Source organism: Rathayibacter sp. AY1E3 (assembly GCF_002932235.1).
In the GTDB taxonomy this organism is placed as follows: Bacteria; Actinomycetota; Actinomycetes; order Actinomycetales; family Microbacteriaceae; genus Rathayibacter.
On record NZ_PSVN01000003.1, the window covers coordinates 119,687 to 140,019 of the forward strand.

Genomic DNA, 20,333 nt, shown 5'->3' on the forward strand with positions numbered 1-20,333 from the left:
GGGACCATGCCGAAGATTACGAAGGTGCTCGTCGCCAACCGGGGCGAGATCGCCGTCCGAGTCATCCGCGCCGCCCGCGACAGCGGGATCGCCTCCGTGGCCGTCTACGCCGACCAGGACCGCGACGCCGTGCACAGCCGCCTCGCCGACGAGGCCTACGCCCTCGGCGGGACGACCAGCGCCGAGACCTACCTCGTCATCGACAAGCTGCTCTCGGTGGCCCGCCGCTCCGGTGCCGACGCCGTGCACCCCGGCTACGGCTTCCTCGCCGAGAACGCCGACTTCGCCCGCGCCGTCATCGACGCCGGCCTGATCTGGATCGGCCCCGGCCCCGAGGCCATCGAGCGCCTCGGCGACAAGGTCTCGGCCCGCCACGTCGCCGAGAAGGTCGGCGCGCCGCTGGCCCCGGGAACCCTCAACCCCGTCTCCGGCGCCGCCGAGGTGCTCGAGTTCGTGGACCAGTACGGCCTCCCCGTCGCGATCAAGGCGGCCTTCGGCGGCGGCGGTCGCGGCCTCAAGGTCGCCCGCGAGCGCGGCGAGGTCGAGGAGCTGTTCGCCTCCGCCACGCGCGAGGCCGTCGCCGCCTTCGGCCGCGGCGAGTGCTTCGTCGAGAAGTACCTCGACCAGCCGCGCCACGTCGAGACCCAGTGCCTGGCCGACGCGCACGGCAACGTCGTCGTGGTCTCCACCCGCGACTGCTCCCTCCAGCGCCGCCACCAGAAGCTCGTCGAGGAGGCGCCCGCGCCGTTCCTGACGGATGCGCAGAACACCGAGCTCTACCGCGCCTCGAAGGCGATCCTGCAGGAGGTCGGCTACCTCGGCGCCGGGACCTGCGAGTTCCTGATCGGCAAGGACGGCACGGTGTCCTTCCTCGAGGTGAACACCCGCCTCCAGGTCGAGCACCCCGTGTCGGAGGAGATCACCGGCATCGACCTCGTGCGCGAGCAGTTCCGCCTCGCCGAGGGCGGCGTGCTCGACTACGACGACCCGGAGCCCCGCGGCCACTCCTTCGAGTTCCGCATCAACGGCGAGGACGCGGGCCGCGGCTTCCTCCCCGCTCCGGGCCCGGTGCACGTCTTCAAGGCCCCCGGCGGACCCGGCGTCCGCGTCGACTCCGGCGTCGTCGCCGGCGACGTGATCTCCGGCTCCTTCGACTCGCTCCTCGCGAAGCTGATCGTCACCGGCGACAGCCGCGAGCAGGCGCTGGAGCGCTCGCGCCGCGCCCTCGCCGAGTTCGAGGTCACCGGACTGCCGACCGTCCTCCCCTTCCACCGCGCGATCGTCGAGGACCCGGCCTTCGCCCCCGAGGGCGGCGCGCCCTTCACGATCTACACCCGCTGGATCGAGACCGAGTTCGAGAACACGATCCCGGCCTGGAGCGGCGAGCCCGGAGCGACCGACGAGCCGGCGGCCCGCCGGAACGTGGTCGTCGAGGTCGACGGGCGCCGCGTCGAGGTCACTCTCCCCGGCGACCTGGTCGGCTCGGGACCCGCCCGCGGGGCCGCTGCCGCCTCCCCGAAGCGCCGCGGCTCCTCCTCCGTCAGCACCGTCACGGGCGACTCCGTCGCCTCGCCCATGCAGGCCACCATCGTCAAGGTCGCCGTCGCCGAGGGCGACACGGTCGTCACCGGCGACCTGGTCGTCGTCCTCGAGGCGATGAAGATGGAGCAGCCGCTCACCGCCCACAAGGACGGCGTCGTGAAGGGCCTCGACGCGACGGCCGGAGCGACCGTCCCCGCGGGACACGTGCTCCTCCAGATCGTCTGAGGTTGTTCCGGGCCGCTCCCCGCGCGGCCCGGCGCGGTCGGCTCCTCGACGTGAGGGATACCGCAGAGCGGGTCGTGTCGCGCTGCCGTGAATCGCTTCGCACGCGATTCCCGGTCGCGCGCTCTGCCGATGAAAAGCCGCTCCCCGCGCGGCCCGGCGCGGTCGGCTCCTCGACGTGAGGGGTACCGCCGAGCGGGTCGCATCGCGCTGCCGACAATCGCTTCGCACGCAATACCCGGTCGCGCGCTCTGCCGATGAAGGACCGCACCCTGCGCGGCCCGGCGGAGGGGCGCGTCAGGTGACGATGTGCATGGCGCGCGCGGCGTCCGAGATCGAGCCGGTGAGGCTCGGGTAGACGGTGAAAGCCCGCGCGACCTGGTCGACGGTCAGGCGGTGCTCCACGGCGAGGGCGAGCGGGAAGATCAGCTCGCTCGCCTTCGGAGCGACGATGACGCCTCCGATGACGGTGCCGGAGCCGGTGCGCGCGAACAGCTTGACGAAGCCGTCGCGGATGCCCATCATCTTTGCCCGCGGGTTCGCGGCGAGCGGGAGCTTGTAGATCTCGCCCTGCGCGATGCCCTCCTCGATCTCGCGCTGGCTCCACCCGACGGTCGCGATCTCGGGCTGCGTGAAGATGTTCGCCGCGACGTTGCGCACCTCGGTCGGGTTCACGGCGTCGCCCATGGCGTGGAACACGCCGGTGCGGCCCTGCATGGCGGCGACGGAGGCGAGCGGGAGGAACGTGGTGCAGTCCCCGGCCGCGTAGATCGAGGGGACGCTGGTGCGGGCGACGCGGTTGACGCGGATGTGCCCCGACTCCGTCAGCTGCACCCCCGCGTCCTCGAGGCCGATGCCCGCCGTGTTCGGCACGGAGCCGACGGCCATCAGGCAGTGCGAGCCCTCGACGACACGTCCGTCCGAGAGCACGGCCTGCACGCCCTTCTCGGTCCGCTCGACGCGGTCGGCGCGCGACTTCGAGAGCACGACCATGCCGTTGCGCTTGAAGACGTTCTCGATCACGGCGGCCGCGTCGGCGTCCTCGCCGGGCAGCACCTGGTCGCGGGAGGAGATGAGGGTCACGCGGGCGCCGAGCGCACGGTAGGCGGAGGCGAACTCCGCGCCGGTCACGCCGGAGCCCACCACGATCAGGTGCTCGGGGACGGACTTGAGGTTGTAGAGCTGGGTCCAGCTGAGGATGCGCTCGCCGTCGGGAGCCGCGGTCGGGAGCACACGGGGGCTGGCGCCCACCGAGACCACGATCGTGTCCGCCTCGATGCGGTCGAAGTCCATGCCCTCGCCGCCGGCCGCCGTGGAGACGATCAAGGCGTTCGAGCCGTCCAGGCGCCCGTCCCCCTGGACGATGCGCACGCCGTGGTGCACCAGGTTCGCGCGCATGTCCTCGGACTGCTGGCGCGCGAGCCCGAGCAGGCGCTTGTTCACCGTCGCCAGGTTGACCGCCACGTCCGGGCGCACCGGCTTGTTCTGCTCCGAGCGGGTGAAGAACTGCACGCCCAGGTCGGCGGCCTCGCCGATGGCGTTGGTGGCCTCCGCCGTCGCGATGAGCGACTTCGACGGGACGACGTCGGTGATGACGGCCGAGCCGCCCACTCCGACCCGCTCGACCAGGGTGACCTCAGCGCCGAGCTGCGCTCCCGCGATGGCGGCTTCGTAGCCGCCCGGCCCCCCTCCGAGTACAGCGATCCTCTGCGCGCGCTCGAACTCGTAAGCCATGCTTCCCATTGTCCTCTCTCACTGAGTGTTCGCCCAATCGCGGGGTGTCGGATCGGCCGCGGGAGTCGCCCTCCGCCGCCGCGCAGCCCGTCGGTAGGGTGGGAGGATGTCCGACCAGACCCTGCACCCCCTCGAGGCCCCCGACGCCGATCCCTTCGAGATCGCGGCCCGCGCGGCCGCTCAGATCGCCGAGGCGACAGGGGTCGAGAAGCACGACATCGCCCTCACCCTCGGCAGCGGCTGGGGCAAGGCCGCCGACGCGATCGGCGAGACGACCGCGACGGTGGAGGCCACCGAGATCCTCGGCTTCTCCAAGCCGGCCGTGCACGGGCACGGCGGCACCCTGCGCTCCGTCCTGCTCCCCACCGGCAGGCGCGCGCTGATCATCGGCGCCCGCACCCACTACTACGAGGGCTACGGCGTGCGCCGCGTCGCGCACAGCGTCCGCACCGCCGCCGCGACGGGCGCGACGGTGATGATCCTCACCAACGGCGCGGGCGGCATCAAGGAGCACTGGACGCCCGGGACCCCCGTGCTGATCAGCGACCACATCAACCTCACCGCCGACTCGCCGCTCGAGGGCGCGACGATCGTCGACCTCACCGACCTCTACTCCTCGCGCCTGCGCGACCTCGCCCGGGGGACGCGTCCTGAGCTGGACGAGGGCGTGTACGTGCAGTTCCGCGGGCCGCACTACGAGAGCCCGGCCGAGGTGCAGATGGCGAGGATCATCGGCGGCCACATCGTCGGCATGTCGACCGCCCTCGAGGCCATCGCCGCGCGCGAGGCGGGCATGGAGGTGCTGGGCATGTCGCTCATCACGAACCTCGCCGCCGGCATCCAGAAGACCCCCCTCAGCCACGAGGAGGTGCTCGAGGCCGGCCGCGACGCCGAGGACGACCTCGCCCGCCTGCTCGCCGGGATCACGGGCGCCCTGTGAGCGCCGACGTCCGGGAGCTCGCCGAGGCCTGGCTCGCCCAGGACCCCGACCCGGAGACGCGGGAGGAGCTGGTCGGCCTGCTGACCGCCTCCGACTCGGGGGACGCCTCCGCCCGCGCCGAGCTCGAGGACCGCTTCGGCGCCCGCCTGGCGTTCGGCACCGCGGGCCTGCGCGGCGCCATCGCGGCGGGATCCAACCGGATGAACCGCGTGCTGGTCTCGCAGGCCGCCGTGGGCCTGGCCGACTTCCTGCTGGCGCAGGGCGTCCAGCGGCCCGTGGTCGTGATCGGCTACGACGGCCGGAAGAACTCGCGCGTCTTCGCCGAGGACTCCGCCGCGCTGATGGCGGGCGCCGGCGTGGACGCGGTGCTGCTGCCCCGGCTCCTGCCCACCCCCGTGCTGGCCTTCGCCGTGCGCCACCTCGGCGCCGACGCCGGAGTGATGGTCACGGCGAGCCACAACCCGCCGCAGGACAACGGCTACAAGGTGTACCTCGGCGGCGCCGACGAGGGCTCGCAGATCGTGCCGCCGGTCGACTCCGAGATCGCCGAGCGGATCCTCGCGGTCGCGCGGGACCGGCGCGTTCCGGAGCTGCCGCGCGGCGAGTACCGGCTCGCGGACGAGTCCGTGGTCGCCGCCTACATCGAGGCGACGGCAGCCGTCGGCCGCCAGTCCGCTCCGCTGCGCATCGTCTACACGGCGATGCACGGGGTCGGCTGGGAGACGGCGCACCGGGTGCTCTCCGCGGCGGGATTCGACGAGCCGGCCGTCGTGGTCGAGCAGATCGAGCCCGACGCGGCGTTCCCCACGGTCGCGTTCCCCAACCCGGAGGAGGCGGGCGCCCTCGACCTCGCCTTCTCGACCGCGCGCTCCGGTCGCGCGCAGCTGATCGTGGCCAACGACCCGGACGCCGACCGCTTCGCCGCCGCCGTGCCCGACGCCTCCGCCCCGGAGGGCTTCCGGCGCCTCACCGGCAACGAGGTCGGAGCGCTGCTCGGCTGGCGCGCCGCCGAGCAGGTCCGCCGCGAGGGCCGCACCGGAGGAGCGCTCGCCTGCTCGATCGTGTCCTCCCCCGCCCTCGGTGCCGTGGCGGCCGACTACGGCCTCGACTTCGCCGAGACGCTCACGGGCTTCAAGTGGATCTCGCGCGTCCCCGACCTCGTCTTCGGCTACGAGGAGGCACTCGGCTACCTGGTGAACCCCGGGACGGTCCGCGACAAGGACGGCGTCTCGGCCGCGCTCGCCTTCCTCTCCCTCGCGAGCGCGCTCGCCGCCGAGGAGCGCACGATCGACGACGAGCTGGAGTCGTTCGCCGAGCGGTTCGGGCTCTTCGGATCGGAGCAGATCTCGCTCCGCGTCACCGACCTCTCCGAGATCGGCCGGATCATGGCCGGACTGCGCGCGACGCCTCCGACCGCGATCGGCGGGCTCGCCGTCGAGCGGAGCGAGGACCTGCTCGCCGAGGGCGGCGCGCTGCCCCCGACCGACGCGCTCCGCTTCTCCCTGGACGGTGCCCGTCTCATCGCGCGCCCGAGCGGCACGGAGCCGAAGGTCAAGCTCTACCTCGACGCCTGGTCGCACGACTCCGACGCCGACGCCCGCCGGTCGGCCGTCTCGTCCCGCCTCGCCGCCCTGCGCACCGGCGTCGCGGAGCTCCTCGCGTAGGTCCCCCTCCGGTCAGCGGGGCGCGCGGACACCGATCCGCTCGCCCCGCTTCCAGAGCCACTCCACCGGACCGAGCTCGAACCGGCGCAGCCACAGGTGCGCCGCGAGCACGACGACCGCCGCGATGAGCAGGAACGCTCCGACGGTCGCCGGGACGCGCCACTGCGCGGCGGTCACCGCCAGCCCGAGTCCCCAGCCGTAGAAGAGGGCGCCGCCGAGCAGGTTCTGCAGGAGGTAGGCGCTCAGCGCGACCCGGCCGACCTCCCGCGCCCGTCGTGCCGCCCAGCCCTCGGCGCCCCGGCGGAGGCAGGCCTCGGCGAGGGCCGCGAGCAGGCCGAGCCCGACCAGGGGCGCGACGAGGTAGCGCTCGGCGAGCAGACCGGCGGCGCTCCCCCCGATGCCCAGCGCGAGGTCGACGGGGAGGGCGAGGGCGCCGAGGACCATCAGGCGGCGGCGGAGTGACGCGCCCTCGGCGGCGAGGACCCCCGCCCGATGGAGGCGCGCGCCGAGGAGGAACATCGCGAGGCTGAGGAGCCCGATGAGCACCGGCTCCGCACGGAAGACGCCCGCGTTCTGCAGCCGGAAGAGGGCGAGGCCGAGGAACGACGCGTCCGCGTAGGGGCTCCGGCCGGCCGGCCCCTGCCCGGCACCGTCCGGGCTCGCCGCCACGAGCGCCACGAGCGCCGAGATCAGGACGACGTGCAGAGCGCCGCAGACGAGGATCACGCGGCGCTGCGTCGTCGGCCGGGTGAGCAGCAGCCAGGCGACGACCGCTCCGGTGACGGCGTATCCCATGAGGACGTCGAACTCCGCGATCAGCACGTAGTTGACCGCGCCGTCCAGGAGGAGGAGCGTCGCGCGCCAGAGGTAGCGGCCCGGCCAGCGCGTCCCGCGCCGGACCGCGGAGGCGTGCTGGATCGCGAGGCCCACCCCGAAGGCGAGGGAGAGGAGGGCGAGGAACTTGCCCTGCGCCAGCGCCATCAGCAGGAGCTGCGCAGTCCCGGCGGAGGAGGAGGTCTCGGGCGTCACCGGAACGGAGAGCAGTCCGAGCATCCCCCAGGGGTGGGAGAAGATCCAGATGTTCGTGCCGAGGGTCCCGATGATCGCGACACCGCGGACGACGTCCAGGGTCGCGATGCGGCGGCCGGCTTCGGCACGGGGCGGCAATACGGTCGTATTGGTCATGTCCGAGAGCGTAGCCTGCTCGAGCAGTCGAACGAGAGGGACGCCATGCCGGATCGGCGCGAGAGCAGGAGCGACATCCTCTCGGCGGTCGTCGCCGTCCTCTCGACCCGCGGGGCGGAGCACCTCAGCATCCGCACCGTCGCGGCCGAGGCCGGCGTCTCGGTGGGGGCCGTCCAGCACCACTTCCCGACGAAGCAGGCGCTGCTGGCCGGCGCGATGGCCCGGGTCGAGGAGCGCTTCCGCGAGCGGATGCGGAGCCGCCTGGAGGCCGAATCCTCGGCCGAGGTGCGGCTGCGCGTCTTCTGCGACGAGATCGCGTGCGTCGCGGACGAGGACGTCCCCGATGCGATCGTGTGGACCGCCTTCGCCTCCCGCGCCGGCACCGATCCGGAGATCCGCGCGATCCACACCGCAGGCTGGTCGCGAACGGAGGACGTCGTCCTGGAGCTGCTGCGCGCCGCGCATCCCGCGGCGTCGTTCGGCGCCGACGACGCGGCGCTTCTCCTCGCAGTCCTCGACGGCATCGCGGTCTCCCGCGCGGCCGAGCGGCCCGCCCGCCTCTCCCCCGCCCGCGCCCGCCGCCTGATCGGCACCGTCCTCGAGCAGCTCGCCGCCCGCTGACCCCCCAAGACCCGAGCAGCCGTCCGCGCGGGAACCCGGCTCTCGGCACGCCGCTCCGCGGCCACTCGACCAGCAGGGGCGGACGACGGACGCCCTCCCACCGCACGGTAGACACATCGCGCCCTGGAAATGGGAGTCTTGATACGCCGCTCTGCGGCTACTCGACCAGCAGGAGGAGGGAGCGCCCTCTCACCGCAAGGTGGAGGGCGCGTCCGAGAATCGCGTGCCAGCGATTCGAGGCAGCCCGACGCGACCCGCTCTTGAGAACGCGCCCCGTCGGGAGGCCGACCGCGCTGAGCCGCGCAGGGAGCGGCTCAGAAACGGACTCAGCCCAGCGCCCGCTCGATCTTCTCCGTGATCTCGTTCTGGTCGAGGTAGTTGTCGATGACGACGACCTCGGCGAAGGTGCGGCCGATGCGGTCGACGAGCTCACCGGAGGTGAGGATGACCTGCGCGTCGGCGGCGAGCGCGTCGACGGAGGCCAGGTCGGAGGCGATCACCTCGGCCTCGAGGTCGAGGGTCTCGAGGGCGCGCTCGGCGCCGAGCTTGAGGATGGCGGAGGTGCCGATTCCGGCGCCGCAGAGGGTGACGATCTTCATGCGCTTCTTCCGTGGTGCGGGGTGCTGTCGGTGAGGACGGCGTTGATGCTGCGGAGGGTGCGGGCGGCGGCGAGGGCGCCGACCGCGTCCGGACGGCTGAGCACGTCAGCGAGCCCGGAGACGAAGCCGACGTGTCCGTGCGCCTGGGTGGCGGCGATCCCGATGACGACCGACACCGGGTCGTTGGTGCTGTGCCCGAAGGCGACGGGCTCGGCCAGCGTGACGACGGAGAGGCCGTCCGCGAGGACGTCGTTGCCGGGCCGGGCGTGCGCGAGGGCGAGCCCGGGCGCGATGACGATGTACGGCCCGAGCACGTCGACCTGCTCGACCATGCGCCGGGAGTAGGCGGCGTCGACCGCGCCGGTCCGCTCGAGCGCACGGCCCGCCTCGAGGACGGCCTCCCGCCAGGATCCGGCGGAGTGGCGGAGGGCCACCGCTTCCTCGGGGAGCGCGTCGAGCGGCACCGTCAGGCCGCCTCGAAGCCGGCGCTGATCGTCTCGACGAGCTCGCGGCGCTCGTCGAGCGGCAGGAAGGCGGCGTGAGCCGCGTTCAGCTGGAAGGCCTCGAAGTCGTCGAGGTCGTACCCGAACGCGTCGGACAGGAGGGCGAGCTCGCGGCTGAGGGTCGTCGCGCTCATCAGGCGGTTGTCGGTGTTCACCGTGACGCGGAAGCCCAGCTGGTAGAGCAGGTCGAAGGGGTGGTCGGCGAGCTCGGCACCCCACGCTGCGACGGCTCCGGTCTGCAGGTTGGAGGAGGGGCTGAGCTCGAGGGCGATCTCGCGGTCCTTCACCCACTCCGAGAGCTCGCCGAGGGTCACGTAGCTCGCGTCGTCGTCCTGGCGCTCGATGCGGATGTCCTCAGCGATCCGGACGCCGTGGCCCAGGCGCAGCGCGCGGCCGTCGAGCAGGGCCGAGCGGATGCTGTCGAGGCCGTCCGCCTCCCCCGCGTGGACCGTGGTCGGGAAGTGAGCCGCCGCGAGCAGCTCGAAGGCGTGACGGTGCCGCGAGGCGGGGAAGCCCGCCTCGGCTCCGGCGATGTCGAAGCCGATCGCACCGCGCTCGCGGTGGCGCAGCGCCAGCTCGGCGACCTCGAGCGAGCGGTCGGCGTGCCGCATCGCGGTGATCAGCTGGCCGACGCGGATGCGGTGTCCCTGCGCCGCCGCCTCCTGCACGCCCTGCTGCAGCCCCTCCTGGACCGCTTCGACAGCCGCGTCGAGCGAGAGCCCGGCGCGCTGGTGCTGCTCCGGCGCCCAGCGCACCTCGCCGTGCACGACTCCGTCGGCGGCGAGGTCGAGCACGAACTCGCGGGCCACGCGCTCGAGCGCCGGCGCGGTCTGCATCACGGCGACCGTCGTCTCGAAGGTGGCGATGTAGTCGGTGAGGGAGCCGGAGTCGGCCGTGGCACGGAACCACTCGGCGAGCGCGTCCGGCTCCTCGGCCGGGAGCGGCACGCCCGTCTCGCGGGCGATCTCGAGGACCGTCCCGGGCCGCAGGCCTCCGTCGAGGTGGTCGTGCAGCGACACCTTGGGGAGCTCGTCGATGAGGACGCCCTCGCCCGGGAGGAGGTACTCCTCGGTCTGATCGGTCACGGTGCTCCTCGCAGGTCGGCGGTGGTTCGCCGACCACCCTAGAGGGTCGGCGGGAGCGGCTCGCCGGGCGGCGCCTCCTCCGTGCCGGGCGGCGCGGGGCTAGGAGACGCGCTCCGCCACGAGGGGGCCGCCGTCGAGCACCTCGTCGCCGTCGTCGCCGATCCGGTAGGCACCGTCGAGCGCCTCGAGCGCCCGGGCGAAGCGCTCCGGCTCGTCTGCCGAGAGGGTGATCAGGGGCTGGCCCGCGCGGACTCGGTCGCCCGGCTTCGCGTGCAGGTCGATCCCCGCCGCGTGCTGCACCGCGTCGGCCTGGCGGGCGCGTCCGGCGCCCAGGCGCCAGGCGGCGATGCCGAACGGCAGCGCCTGCTGCTCCACCAGGACGCCGTCGCGCTCGGCGACCACGACGTGGGTCTCGCGGGCCTCGGGGAGCGCCGCATCCGGATCCCCTCCCTGAGCGCGGATGACCGCGCGCCAGGTGTCCATGGCCGCGCCGCCGTCGAGGGCGCGCTCGACGTCCGCGTCCGGCTGCCCGGCGAGGGCCAGCATCTCGCGGGCCAGGGCCAGCGTCAGCTCCCGGACGTCCGAGGGGCCGCCGCCGGCGAGCACCTCGACCGACTCCCGCACCTCGTTCGCGTTGCCGATGGCCAGACCGAGCGGCACGTTCATGTTGGTCAGCAGCGCGGTGGTCCGCACCCCCGCGTCGTTGCCGAGGTCGACCATCGCCCGCGCCAGCTCCCGCGAGCGCTCGATGTCGACCATGAACGCCCCGGAGCCGAACTTCACGTCGAGCACCAGGGCGTCGGTCCCCTCGGCGATCTTCTTCGACATGATCGAGGACGCGATCAGCGGGATCGCCTCGACGGTCCCGGTGATGTCCCGGAGCGCGTAGAGCTTCTTGTCGGCGGGGGCCAGGCCCGAGCCCGCGGCGCAGATCACGCCGCCGACCGTCCGGAGCTGCTCCAGCATCTCCTCGTTGCCGAGGTCGGCCCGCCAGCCCGGGATCGACTCCAGCTTGTCGAGCGTTCCGCCCGTGTGGCCGAGCCCGCGTCCCGAGAGCTGGGGCACCGCCACGCCGAAGGAGGCGACCAGCGGCATCAGCGGCAGCGTGATCTTGTCGCCGACCCCGCCCGTGGAGTGCTTGTCGACCGTGCGCTTGCCGAGTCCGTCGAAGCGCATGCGCTCGCCGCCGGCGATCATCGCCAGGGTGAGGTCGCGGATCTCGTCGCGCTCCATCCCGTTCAGCAGGACCGCCATCGCGAAGGCCGCCATCTGCTCGTCGGCGACGTAGCCGCGGGTGTAGGCGTCGATCAGCCAGTCGATCTGCGCGGTCGAGAGCGTGCCGCGGTCGCGCTTGGTGCGGATGATGTCGACGGCGTCGAAGTCCTCGACGGGGGTGGTGCGGGTCATGCGGAGTCCTCGGTTCGGGAGTGGGAGCGGTGACGGCGGCGCTAGGAGGCGGCGTAGGCCTCGAGCGTGCGCGGGCCGAAGGCGTCGGGGATGACCTCGTCGATCGTCTTCACGCCCGACACGGTCTGGAGGAGCATGCCCTCGGCCGAGTGCTCGAAGAGCAGCTGGCGGCAGCGCCCGCAGGGCATCAGGACGCCGCCCTTCCCGTCGACGCAGGTGAAGGCGACGAGCCGGCCGCCGCCCGTCATGTGCAGCGAGGACACCAGCGCGCACTCGGCGCAGAGCGTGAGCCCGTAGGAGGCGTTCTCGACGTTGCAGCCCGAGATCGTCCGGCCGTCGTCCACGAGCGCGGCGACCCCGACGGGGAACTTCGAGTACGGGACGTAGGCGTGGCTCATGGCCTCCAGTGCGGCCTCGCGCAGCGCCTCCCAGTCGATGTCGGTCACGACGGCTCCTCTCAGGACTTCAGGTACGGCTTGCCGGCGGCGGCCGGTCCGCGGGACTGGCCGACGAGACCGGCCACCGCGAAGATCGTCACGACGTACGGCAGCATCAGCATGAACTCGCTGGGCACGGGCGAGCCGATGACGCCGAGCACGTTCTGCAGGTTGGTCGCGAAGCCGAACAGCAGCGACGCGAGCGTCGCCTTGATCGGGTCCCAGCGGCCGAAGATGACGGCGGCCAGGGCGATGAAGCCCGCACCCGCGGTCATCTCCTTGCCGAACGCGCCGACCGCGTCGAGCGTGTAGTACGCGCCGCCGACTCCGGCGATCGCCCCGGCGAGGGAGACGTTCCAGAAGCGCGTGCGGGCGACATCGATGCCCACGGTGTCCGCGGCCTGCGGGTGCTCGCCCACTGCGCGCAGGCGGAGGCCCCACTTGGTCTTGAACAGGCCCCACCACACCGCGAAGATCGCGAAGTACATCAGGTAGACGATCACCGTCTGGTTGAACAGGACGGCGCCCACGATCGGCACCTGGCTGAGCACCGGGATCGGGAGGCGGTCGAACTTCACCGGCGAGTTGAACGTCGACGCATCGGCGGAGAGGACCTGGGAGTAGAGGAAGCTCGTCAGGCCGGTCACCAGCACGTTCAGCACGACTCCGACGATCACCTGGTCGACCAGGTACTTGATCGCGAAGGCGGCCAGCACGAACGACACCAGGACGCTCGCAACCATCGCCGCGAGCAGGCCGAGCACCGGCTGGCGGGTGAGGGAGCCGACCATCGCCGCGGTGAAGGCGCCGGCGAGCAGCTGCCCCTCGATCGCGACGTTGACGACTCCGACCCGCTCCGAGATGACGCCGCCGAGCGAGCCGAAGATCAGCGGAGTGGCAAGCCCGACGGTCCCGAGCAGCAGCCCCGAGACGGGCAGCGCGGCACCGGCCGACGCCCAGACGAGGAACCCGATCAGGAAGACCAGGGCGAAGACCGCCGAGAGCCAGAGCGGGATCCGGCGGCCGGCGCGGGTGAGCGCGGCCGACGCGACGGCCAGGGCGACCAGGAGGATCGCGACGACCACGCCCGTCCCCCGCGTCGGGAACGGGATGTCCGGCAGCGCGAAGAAGTCGGTCCCCGCGGCGAGGCGGAACGAGCTCGTCCCGTCGCGGCCGAGGGCCACGAAGAGGACGACGGCGAGCAGCGCGAAGACGCCGAACGCGATCGGCTCCTTCCAGCTGCGGATCACGACGCGGTCCGGGGCGGTGGCGACGGCGGTGCTCATGCGGACACCTCCGAGGTGCGGCGGGTGCGGCGCTTCGGGGCTGCCCCGGGCGTCGGGAGGCGGAAGATCGCGCGCACCAGCGGCGGTGCGGCGATGAAGAGGACGATCAGCGACTGGACGACGAGGACCACGTCGATCGGCACGCCCTCGGCGGCCTGCATCGAGTAGCCGCCCGCCTTGAAGGCGCCGAAGAGGATGCCAGCGAAGAACACGCCCCAGGGTCGGGAGCGGCCCAGCAGCGCGACCGTGATCGCGTCGAAGCCGATGCCCGCGTCGATCCCGGAGGTGAATCCGGTCGTGACCGTCCCCATCACCTGGGCGCTGCCGGCGAGGCCGAGCAGGCCGCCGGAGAGCAGCATCGCGTACACGTAGCTGTTCTTCACGTCGATGCCCGCGACCCGTGCCGCGTGCGGGTTCTCCCCCACCGCGCGGAACTTGAAGCCGATCGTCGAGCGGTTCAGGAGCCACCAGACGAACACGGTCGCGAGGACCGCGAAGACGAAGCCGAGCGTGAGCGAGTATCCGGGGCCGAGGAGCGCCGGGAAGACCGCGGTCTCCTTCATCCCGGGCGACTTCGGGTTGTTCGAGCCGGGCGCCTGCAGCGCGCCGGGCGTCCGCAGGAGGTAGGAGATCAGGTAGAACGCGACGTAGTTGAGCATGATCGTGAGGATCACCTCGTGCGCGCCGGTGCGGGCCTTGAGCAGTCCCACGAGTCCGCCCCAGAGCGCGCCGCCCAGGATTCCGGCGGCGAGCGCGACGATCAGGTGCACGCCCCACGGGAGGTCGAAGGAGAAGCCGACCCAGCCCGCGCAGGCGGCGGCGATCAGCATCTGGCCGCGGCCGCCGATGTTGAACAGGCCGACGCGGAAGGCCAGCGCCACTCCGAGCCCGCCGGCGATCAGCGGAGTCGCGAAGGCCAGGGTGTCCGTCAGCGGCTTGATGCCGTTGGCGAAGCCCTCGCGGCGGAAGTTGTAGACCGAGCCCTGGAAGAGCGAGGAGTAGGCACCGGAGACGGACTGCCAGATCGCCTGCAGGGTGTCGAGCGGCCGGGCGAAGAAGTAGCCCGACGCCTCCTGGACGTCCTTGTCGGTCGCGGCGATCAGCACGCCGCCCGCGATGAGGGAGAGCAGCACGGCGAGCACCGACATCAGCGCGGTGCCGGAGAGGATCTCGCGCAGGACGCGGGAGGCGCCGCTCTCGAGCGGGCCGGGGCGCACCTCCTGATCCGGCTTCTGGCCGGGCTCGAGCCCGGACGCCTTCTCGGTCTCCGCGTCGGGATCGACCGCGGGCAGTTGCGCGTCGCTCACGCCGCCGCTCCCTTCTCGGCGGGCGTCTGCCCGGCCATCATGAGCCCCAGGACCTCGCGGGGCGTGTCGGAGGGGACGATGCCGATGATCCCGCCCTTGTACATGACCGCGATGCGGTCGGCGAGCGCCGCGACCTCGTCGAGCTCGGTCGACACCACGATCACGGGTACCCCGGTGTCGCGCGTCTCGACGATGCGCTTGTGGACGAACTCGATGGAGCCGACGTCGATGCCGCGAGTGGGCTGCGCCGCGATGAACAGCCGCAGCTCCCGGCTGAGCTCGCGCGCGAGCACCACCTTCTGCTGGTTGCCTCCGGAGAGGCGGCCGACGTGGGTGCCGATCCCCTGGGCGCGCACGTCGAACTCGCGCACCCGCTCCTCGGCGAAGCGCTCGAGCTCCTTGAGCCGCAGGCCCAGTCCCTTCACGAACGGACCGCGGTCGCTGCGGTCGAGCATGAGGTTCTCGGCGATCGTGAACTCGGCGACCAGACCGTCCTCGGTGCGGTCCTCGGGGACGAAGCCGACCCCCGACTCGAGGACGCGGCGCACGGACAGTCCGTCGAGGCGGCGACCGTCCAGGGTCACCGAGCCCTCGACCCGCTCCTGCAGGCCCATGATCGCCTCGGTGAGCTCGGTCTGGCCGTTGCCCTGCACGCCCGCGATCGCGAGGATCTCCCCGCGGCGGACCTCGAAGGAGACGTCGTCGACGACGGCCTGGCCGTTGGCGTCGCGCACGGTGAGGTTCGAGACGACGAGGGCCTCGTCGCCCGGCACCGCCTGCTCCTTCTGCACCGTCAGCTCGACGGCGCGTCCCACCATCAGCGAGGCGAGCTCGGCGTTGCTCGCGGTCGGCGACGCCTCCCCCACGACTCTGCCGAGGCGGATGACCGTGATGCGGTCTCCGACCTCGCGCACCTCGCGGAGCTTGTGCGTGATGAAGACGATGGCGGTCCCGGCCGCACGCAGCTGGCGCATGATCGCGATGAGCTCGTCGGTCTCCTGCGGAGTCAGCACCGCGGTCGGCTCGTCGAACACGAGCACCCGGGCGTCGCGGGAGAGGGCCTTGATGATCTCGACCCGCTGCTGCACGCCGACGGGGAGGTCCTCGACCAGGGCGTCGGGATCCACGTCGAAGCCGAAGCGGTCCGAGATCTCGCGCACCCGGGCGCGCGCGGCGGCGAGGTCCAGGCGCCCGCCGGCCTTCGTCTCCTCGTGGCCCAGCATGACGTTCTCGGCGACGGTGAACACGGGGACGAGCATGAAGTGCTGGTGGACCATCCCGATGCCCGCCTTCATGGCGTCACCCGGACCGGAGAAGTGCTGGACCGCGTCGTCCAGCAGGATCTCCCCATCCTCGGCCTGGTACAGGCCGTAGAGCACGTTCATGAGCGTCGACTTGCCCGCGCCGTTCTCGCCGAGGAGGCAGTGGATCTCACCGGGTTCGACGGTGAGATCGATGTGGTCGTTGGCCACGAGCGCGCCGAAGCGCTTCGTGATGCCACGCAGTTCGAGCTTCATGGGACCAATCTAACTTTCGGTTCGCGCCACGATGCGCCGTCGGCCGGGATCGAGGGACGCAGCGGAGCCGATCCGCCCGCCGGACCGACGAAGAGGCCGGCGGGCCCGAGGTGTGCTCGGGCCCGCCGGCCTCTTCGAGGAAGCGGCTAGGACGCCGCGGGAGCGGACGGGGAGGTGACGGTGATGGAGCCGTCGATGATGCCCGCCTTGATGGTGTCGAGCTCGCCCTGCAGGTCGCCCGAGACCTTCGACTCGAAGTCGTGGAACGGCGCGATGCCGACTCCGTCGTTCTCGAGGGTGCCCACGAAGGGAGTGGGGTCGAAGTCGTCGGCTCCGGCGGAGCTGGTGACGTCGGTCGTGCCGGCCTCGATGCCCTTGAGGATCGAGGTCAGGTACAGGTCGGCGCCGTCGGGGTAGGTCTCGTACAGGTCCGCGTCCACGCCGACCATCGCGATGTCCTTGCCGGAGTCGCGGATCGCCTCGATCGCCGACTGGAAGATCGGACCGCCGACGGGGAGGATGACGTCCGCGTTCTGGTCGATCAGCGACTGCGCGGCCGACTTGGCCTCGACGCCCGCCGCGAAGCCGCCGGTGAAGGAGCCGGTCTGCGCGTCGACGTCCCAGCCGACGACCTTGACGTCCTTCCCCTTCTGCTCGTTGTAGTACTTCACGCCGTCGGCGTAGCCGTCCATGAAGATCGTGACGGTCGGGAACTGCTGGCCGCCGTAGGTGCCGACGACGCCGGTCTTGGAGTACGACGCGGCCGCGTAGCCGGCGAGGAACGCCGCCTGCGAGGTGTCGAAGGTGATCGGCTTGACGTTCGGCAGGTCGATCGACGCGTCGTCGATGATCGCGAAGTCGATGTCCGTGTTCGCCTCGGCCGCGGCCGACGTGGCCTCGGCCAGCGCGAAGCCGACGGTGATGATCAGGTTGCAGCCCTGGTCGACGAGGCTGGTCAGGTTCGGGGCGTAGTCCGTCTCGGACTCCGAGGTGACGGTCTTCGGCGTGACGCCGAGGTCCTCCGAGGCCTTCACGAGGCCGTTGTAGCCGAGCTCGTTGAACGACTTGTCGTCGAACCCGCCCGCGTCGGAGACCATGCAGGGCAGGAAGTCGCCACCGGCGGCGGCGCTGGAGCCGCTCTCCTCGGGGGCGGAGGCGCAACCGGCGAGAAGCGCGGTGACGCCGAGGGCGGCGAGACCGCCGAACGCGGCCTTACGCGAGGTGATAGTCAAGATGTCGTCCTCCAGGAATGCGGCCCCGCGCGACGAGCGCAGCAGGGCGTCGATTCCCACACGTTACCCAATGTGACAAGCCGCTCAGCCGCCCGGACGGTGGTGGTCAGGAAGAGTTACACAGTGTTGATCTTCGCGACATCGGAGCGTGTCGCGGGGCGGTCGGCTGTGCTCGATTCCGAGCCGCGGAGCGGCTCGGCGCGGTCGGCTGGGCTCGATTCCGAGCCGCGGAGCGGCTCGGCGCGGTCGGCTTCGCGACGGGTGCGTTCCGCAGAGCGGGTCGCGTCGGGCTGGCCTGAATCGCTTGGTACGCGATTGCGGCTCGCGGCCCTCTCCCCTGCTGCCGGACGTCGAGAGTGCTCGGGGGAGCTCCGCGCTGCGCGCGGTCGGGCACGGACGGGTGCTTCCACGGTGGTCGAGTTGCCGCGCGAGCGGAGACCCGCCCGCCAGCACCGAGCGGGACGGCCGAGGCCCTCATCGAGGGTGGTCGAGTCGCCGCGCGAACGGCGTATCGGGACCGCCGCACGCGCATGAGGCGAGGGGCGGAACGGCGAAGCGCGGCGCCTCCGAGGGGAGGGCCGCGCTTCGACGGGTGGGACGGAGGGCTAGAGGACGTCGGTGCGGCCGGAGAGGCGCAGGGCGTCGACGACGCCCTTGACCTTCTGGGCGTTCTCGGTCGTGGTCACCAGGAGCGCGTCGGGGGTGTCCACGACGACGATGTCCTTCACTCCGATGAGGGCGATGGTGCGGTTGCCGCCGCTGACGACGATGCCCGTCGCGGAGTCGGCCAGCACGCGGGCGTCCTCGCCGAGGATGGCGAGGTCCGAGCGGAGTCCGCTCGAGTGCAGCTTCGCGATCGAGGCGAAGTCGCCCACGTCGTCCCAGGAGAAGTGGCCGGGCACGACGGCCAGCTTGCCCGCGGCCGCGGCCGGCTCGGCGACGGAGTAGTCGATCGCGATCTTCTCCAGGCCCGGCCAGATGCGGTCGACGACCGCGCCGCGCTCCGGGGTGTCCCACGCGGCGGCGAGCTCGAGCAGTCCGGCGAGCAGCTTCGGCTTGGCGCGGCCGAGCTCCTCGAGGAGGCGGTCGGCGCGGGCGATGAACATGCCCGCGTTCCAGAGGTACTGACCACTGGAGAGATAGGCGCGCGCGGTGTCGGCGTCGGGCTTCTCGACGAAGGAGTCGACGGCGAGCGTGTGCGTCGCCCCGTCGATCCCGAGGTGCTTCCCCGTGCGGATGTAGCCGAAGCCCACGGCAGGCTCGGTCGGCGTGATGCCGATGGTCGCGATGTAGCCCGCGTCCGCCGCGACGACGGCCTCGGCGACCGCGTCGTGGAACAGCTGCTGACCGCTGATGACGTGGTCGGCGGCGAACGAGCCGATGATCACGCCCGGCTGGCGGCGCTCGAGGATGGCGGCGGCCAGGCCGATCGCGGCGGACGAGTCGCGCGGCTCGCTCTCGAGGACGACGTTGAGGTCCTCGAGGCTCTCGAGCTGCTCCTCGACGGCGGCGCGGTGCGCGCGGCCGGTCACGACCATGATCCGGTCGGCGCCCGAGATGGGCGCGAGGCGGTCCCAGGTGTCGCGGAGGAGGGTCTGTCCCGACCCCGTCAGATCGTGCAGGAACTTCGGGGCGTCGGCCCGGGAGAGCGGCCACAGCCTCGAGCCGATCCCGCCGGCGGGGATCACGCTGTAGAAGCGGTCGAGCGGGGCGCGGCCATCGGTCTCAGGTGATGTCATGTCCGCAGGATACAAGGGAGCCCGAGCGCGACCGTCCGTTCACCCGGGCGCGCGCCGCCGTTCATCCCGCCGCCGTAGCGTCCGGGGCGTGAGAGTCGCGGTCGTCACCGAGAGCTTCCTGCCGTCGTTGAACGGCGTGACCACGAGCGTCCTGCGGGTGCTCGACGAGTTCGCGGAGCGCGGGATCGAGGCGCTCGTCGTCTGCCCGGCCGCGGGGGCGCCGGGCCACTACGCGGGCCACCGCGTCGTGGAGCACCCGGCGATCGCCTACCGCGACTTCCCGGTCGGGATCCCCACGCTCGCCCTCACCCGGGAGCTGGCCGACTTCGAGCCCGACGTGGTGCACGTCGCCTCGCCCTTCCTCCTCGGCGCCCGCGCCATCGCCTCGGCCGGCCGGCTCGGGGTGCCGAGTGTCGCGATCTACCAGACGGACGTCGCGCGATTCGCGGCCCGCTACGGCATCCGCGGCGCCCGCGCCCTCGCCTGGCGGGTGATCCGCCAGATCCACGCCGGGGCGGACCTGACCCTCGCCCCCTCCACGAGCGCCCTCGACGACCTCGCCGCCGCCGGCATCGAGCGCACCGCCCTGTGGGGCCGCGGCGTGCAGAGCGAGCGCTTCCACCCGCGCCGCCGCTCCTCCCCCTACGCGCAGGCCGTCCGTGCCGGACTCGGCGCCGACGACGCGCTCGTCGGCTACATCGGGCGCCTCTCCCCCGAGAAGAGGGTGGAGCGGATGGCGGCGCTCGCCTCCCTCCCGCACGCGGAGCTGGTCGTGGGCGGCTACGGCCCCTCCTCCGCCCGGGTCGCCGCCGCCCTCGGCCCGGCGGCGCGGATGCTCGGCCGGCTCGACGGCGACCGGCTGCCGGCGGTCTTCGCCGCGCTCGACGTCTTCGTGCACACCGGCACGGAGGAGACGTTCGGCCAGACGGTCCAGGAGGCGCAGGCGTCCGGCACCGCGGTGGTCGCGCCGCACGCGGGCGGCCCCACCGACCTCATCGAGCACGGCGTGGACGGCCTGCTCTACGCGCCCGAGAGCGACTCCGACCTCCGCCGGCAGGTGGAGCGCCTGGTCCGAGATCCCGCACTGCGCGCCCGGCTCGGCGAGGCGGGCCGCCGCCGCGTGCTCCACCGCACCTGGAGCGCACTCACCGACGAGCTCCTCGCGCACTACGCGACCGCGGGGGCGCCCGCCCTCGCCCTGCCCCGCAGCTAAGGCTCGCCTAAGCCGCGCCCGCCTGCGAGCGCGCTTAGAATCGGAGGGCGAGTTTCTCGTCGCTCCCCGCCCCGTCCCCGTCCACGCGACGTGGGAACAG

The 20,333-nt window shown here is 72.5% G+C and carries 17 protein-coding genes; 5 read left to right on the top strand and 12 right to left on the bottom strand.

The genetic code is table 11. From position 1 onward, the window contains the following. Positions 1-6: 6 nt before the first annotated feature. Complete coding sequence (locus C5C53_RS03455; RefSeq protein ID WP_104266835.1) at positions 7-1,767, top strand: biotin carboxylase N-terminal domain-containing protein; 1,761 nt, start codon at positions 7-9, stop codon at positions 1,765-1,767. A 294-nt stretch (positions 1,768-2,061) separates the two neighbouring features. Here the strand turns inward: C5C53_RS03455 and C5C53_RS03460 are convergent, their stop codons facing one another. Next, positions 2,062-3,498, bottom strand: a complete 1,437-nt coding sequence (locus tag C5C53_RS03460) for an NAD(P)H-quinone dehydrogenase (RefSeq protein WP_104223171.1) — start codon at positions 3,496-3,498, stop codon at positions 2,062-2,064. A gap of 106 nt (positions 3,499-3,604) precedes the next feature. On the opposite strand from C5C53_RS03460, the gene C5C53_RS03465 reads away from it, so the two are divergent. Then, the gene (locus C5C53_RS03465) at positions 3,605-4,438 is read left to right on the top strand and encodes a purine-nucleoside phosphorylase (RefSeq protein WP_104266836.1); all 834 of its coding nucleotides are present in this window, start codon (positions 3,605-3,607) and stop codon (positions 4,436-4,438) included. Then, complete coding sequence (locus tag C5C53_RS03470) at positions 4,435-6,102, top strand: phospho-sugar mutase (RefSeq protein WP_104223173.1); 1,668 nt, start codon at positions 4,435-4,437, stop codon at positions 6,100-6,102. Before C5C53_RS03465 ends, C5C53_RS03470 begins: the two co-directional genes overlap by 4 nt. A gap of 12 nt (positions 6,103-6,114) precedes the next feature. Here C5C53_RS03470 and C5C53_RS03475 read toward each other — a convergent pair whose 3' ends face one another. Continuing rightward, a complete protein-coding gene (locus C5C53_RS03475) occupies positions 6,115-7,287 on the bottom strand; it encodes a DUF418 domain-containing protein (RefSeq protein ID WP_104266837.1) in 1,173 nt (390 codons plus the stop codon). A gap of 45 nt (positions 7,288-7,332) precedes the next feature. Between C5C53_RS03475 and C5C53_RS03480 the strand changes: the two genes are divergently transcribed. Continuing rightward, on the top strand, positions 7,333-7,908 hold the full coding sequence (locus tag C5C53_RS03480; RefSeq protein WP_104266838.1) for a TetR/AcrR family transcriptional regulator: 576 nt from the start codon (positions 7,333-7,335) through the stop codon (positions 7,906-7,908). A gap of 326 nt (positions 7,909-8,234) precedes the next feature. Here the strand turns inward: C5C53_RS03480 and C5C53_RS03485 are convergent, their stop codons facing one another. From C5C53_RS03485 to C5C53_RS03530, 10 genes are all read right to left on the bottom strand, one after another. Then, positions 8,235-8,507 carry a PTS sugar transporter subunit IIB gene (locus tag C5C53_RS03485; protein ID WP_104226416.1) on the bottom strand — a complete coding sequence of 91 codons (273 nt, stop codon included), beginning with the start codon at positions 8,505-8,507 and terminating at the stop codon, positions 8,235-8,237. Continuing rightward, complete coding sequence (locus tag C5C53_RS03490; protein ID WP_104266839.1) at positions 8,504-8,971, bottom strand: PTS sugar transporter subunit IIA; 468 nt, start codon at positions 8,969-8,971, stop codon at positions 8,504-8,506. The genes C5C53_RS03485 and C5C53_RS03490 overlap by 4 nt, the downstream gene beginning before the upstream one ends. Positions 8,972-8,973: 2 nt before the next feature. After that, positions 8,974-10,095 (bottom strand): adenosine deaminase, encoded by a 1,122-nt coding sequence (locus C5C53_RS03495; RefSeq protein ID WP_104255399.1) that lies wholly within the window; start codon positions 10,093-10,095, stop codon positions 8,974-8,976. A gap of 99 nt (positions 10,096-10,194) precedes the next feature. After that, positions 10,195-11,502, bottom strand: a complete 1,308-nt coding sequence (locus tag C5C53_RS03500; protein ID WP_104266840.1) for a thymidine phosphorylase — start codon at positions 11,500-11,502, stop codon at positions 10,195-10,197. 41 nt (positions 11,503-11,543) lie between these two features. Further along, positions 11,544-11,948, bottom strand: coding sequence for a cytidine deaminase (locus C5C53_RS03505; protein ID WP_104223180.1), 405 nt, complete (start codon positions 11,946-11,948; stop codon positions 11,544-11,546). Between the two features lie 11 nt (positions 11,949-11,959). Beyond that, positions 11,960-13,225 carry an ABC transporter permease gene (locus tag C5C53_RS03510; RefSeq protein ID WP_104266841.1) on the bottom strand — a complete coding sequence of 422 codons (1,266 nt, stop codon included), beginning with the start codon at positions 13,223-13,225 and terminating at the stop codon, positions 11,960-11,962. Continuing rightward, positions 13,222-14,532 (bottom strand): ABC transporter permease, encoded by a 1,311-nt coding sequence (locus tag C5C53_RS03515; protein WP_219813956.1) that lies wholly within the window; start codon positions 14,530-14,532, stop codon positions 13,222-13,224. The genes C5C53_RS03510 and C5C53_RS03515 overlap by 4 nt, the downstream gene beginning before the upstream one ends. Further along, on the bottom strand, positions 14,529-16,049 hold the full coding sequence (locus C5C53_RS03520; protein WP_104266842.1) for an ABC transporter ATP-binding protein: 1,521 nt from the start codon (positions 16,047-16,049) through the stop codon (positions 14,529-14,531). Before C5C53_RS03520 ends, C5C53_RS03515 begins: the two co-directional genes overlap by 4 nt. A gap of 146 nt (positions 16,050-16,195) precedes the next feature. Then, complete coding sequence (locus C5C53_RS03525) at positions 16,196-17,281, bottom strand: BMP family protein (protein WP_104246690.1); 1,086 nt, start codon at positions 17,279-17,281, stop codon at positions 16,196-16,198. Positions 17,282-17,886: 605 nt separating this feature from the next. Then, positions 17,887-19,020, bottom strand: a complete 1,134-nt coding sequence (locus tag C5C53_RS03530) for a mannose-1-phosphate guanylyltransferase (protein ID WP_104223184.1) — start codon at positions 19,018-19,020, stop codon at positions 17,887-17,889. An 88-nt stretch (positions 19,021-19,108) separates the two neighbouring features. On the opposite strand from C5C53_RS03530, the gene C5C53_RS03535 reads away from it, so the two are divergent. Continuing rightward, positions 19,109-20,233 (top strand): glycosyltransferase family 1 protein, encoded by a 1,125-nt coding sequence (locus tag C5C53_RS03535; RefSeq protein WP_181065415.1) that lies wholly within the window; start codon positions 19,109-19,111, stop codon positions 20,231-20,233. Positions 20,234-20,333: the final 100 nt, after the last annotated feature.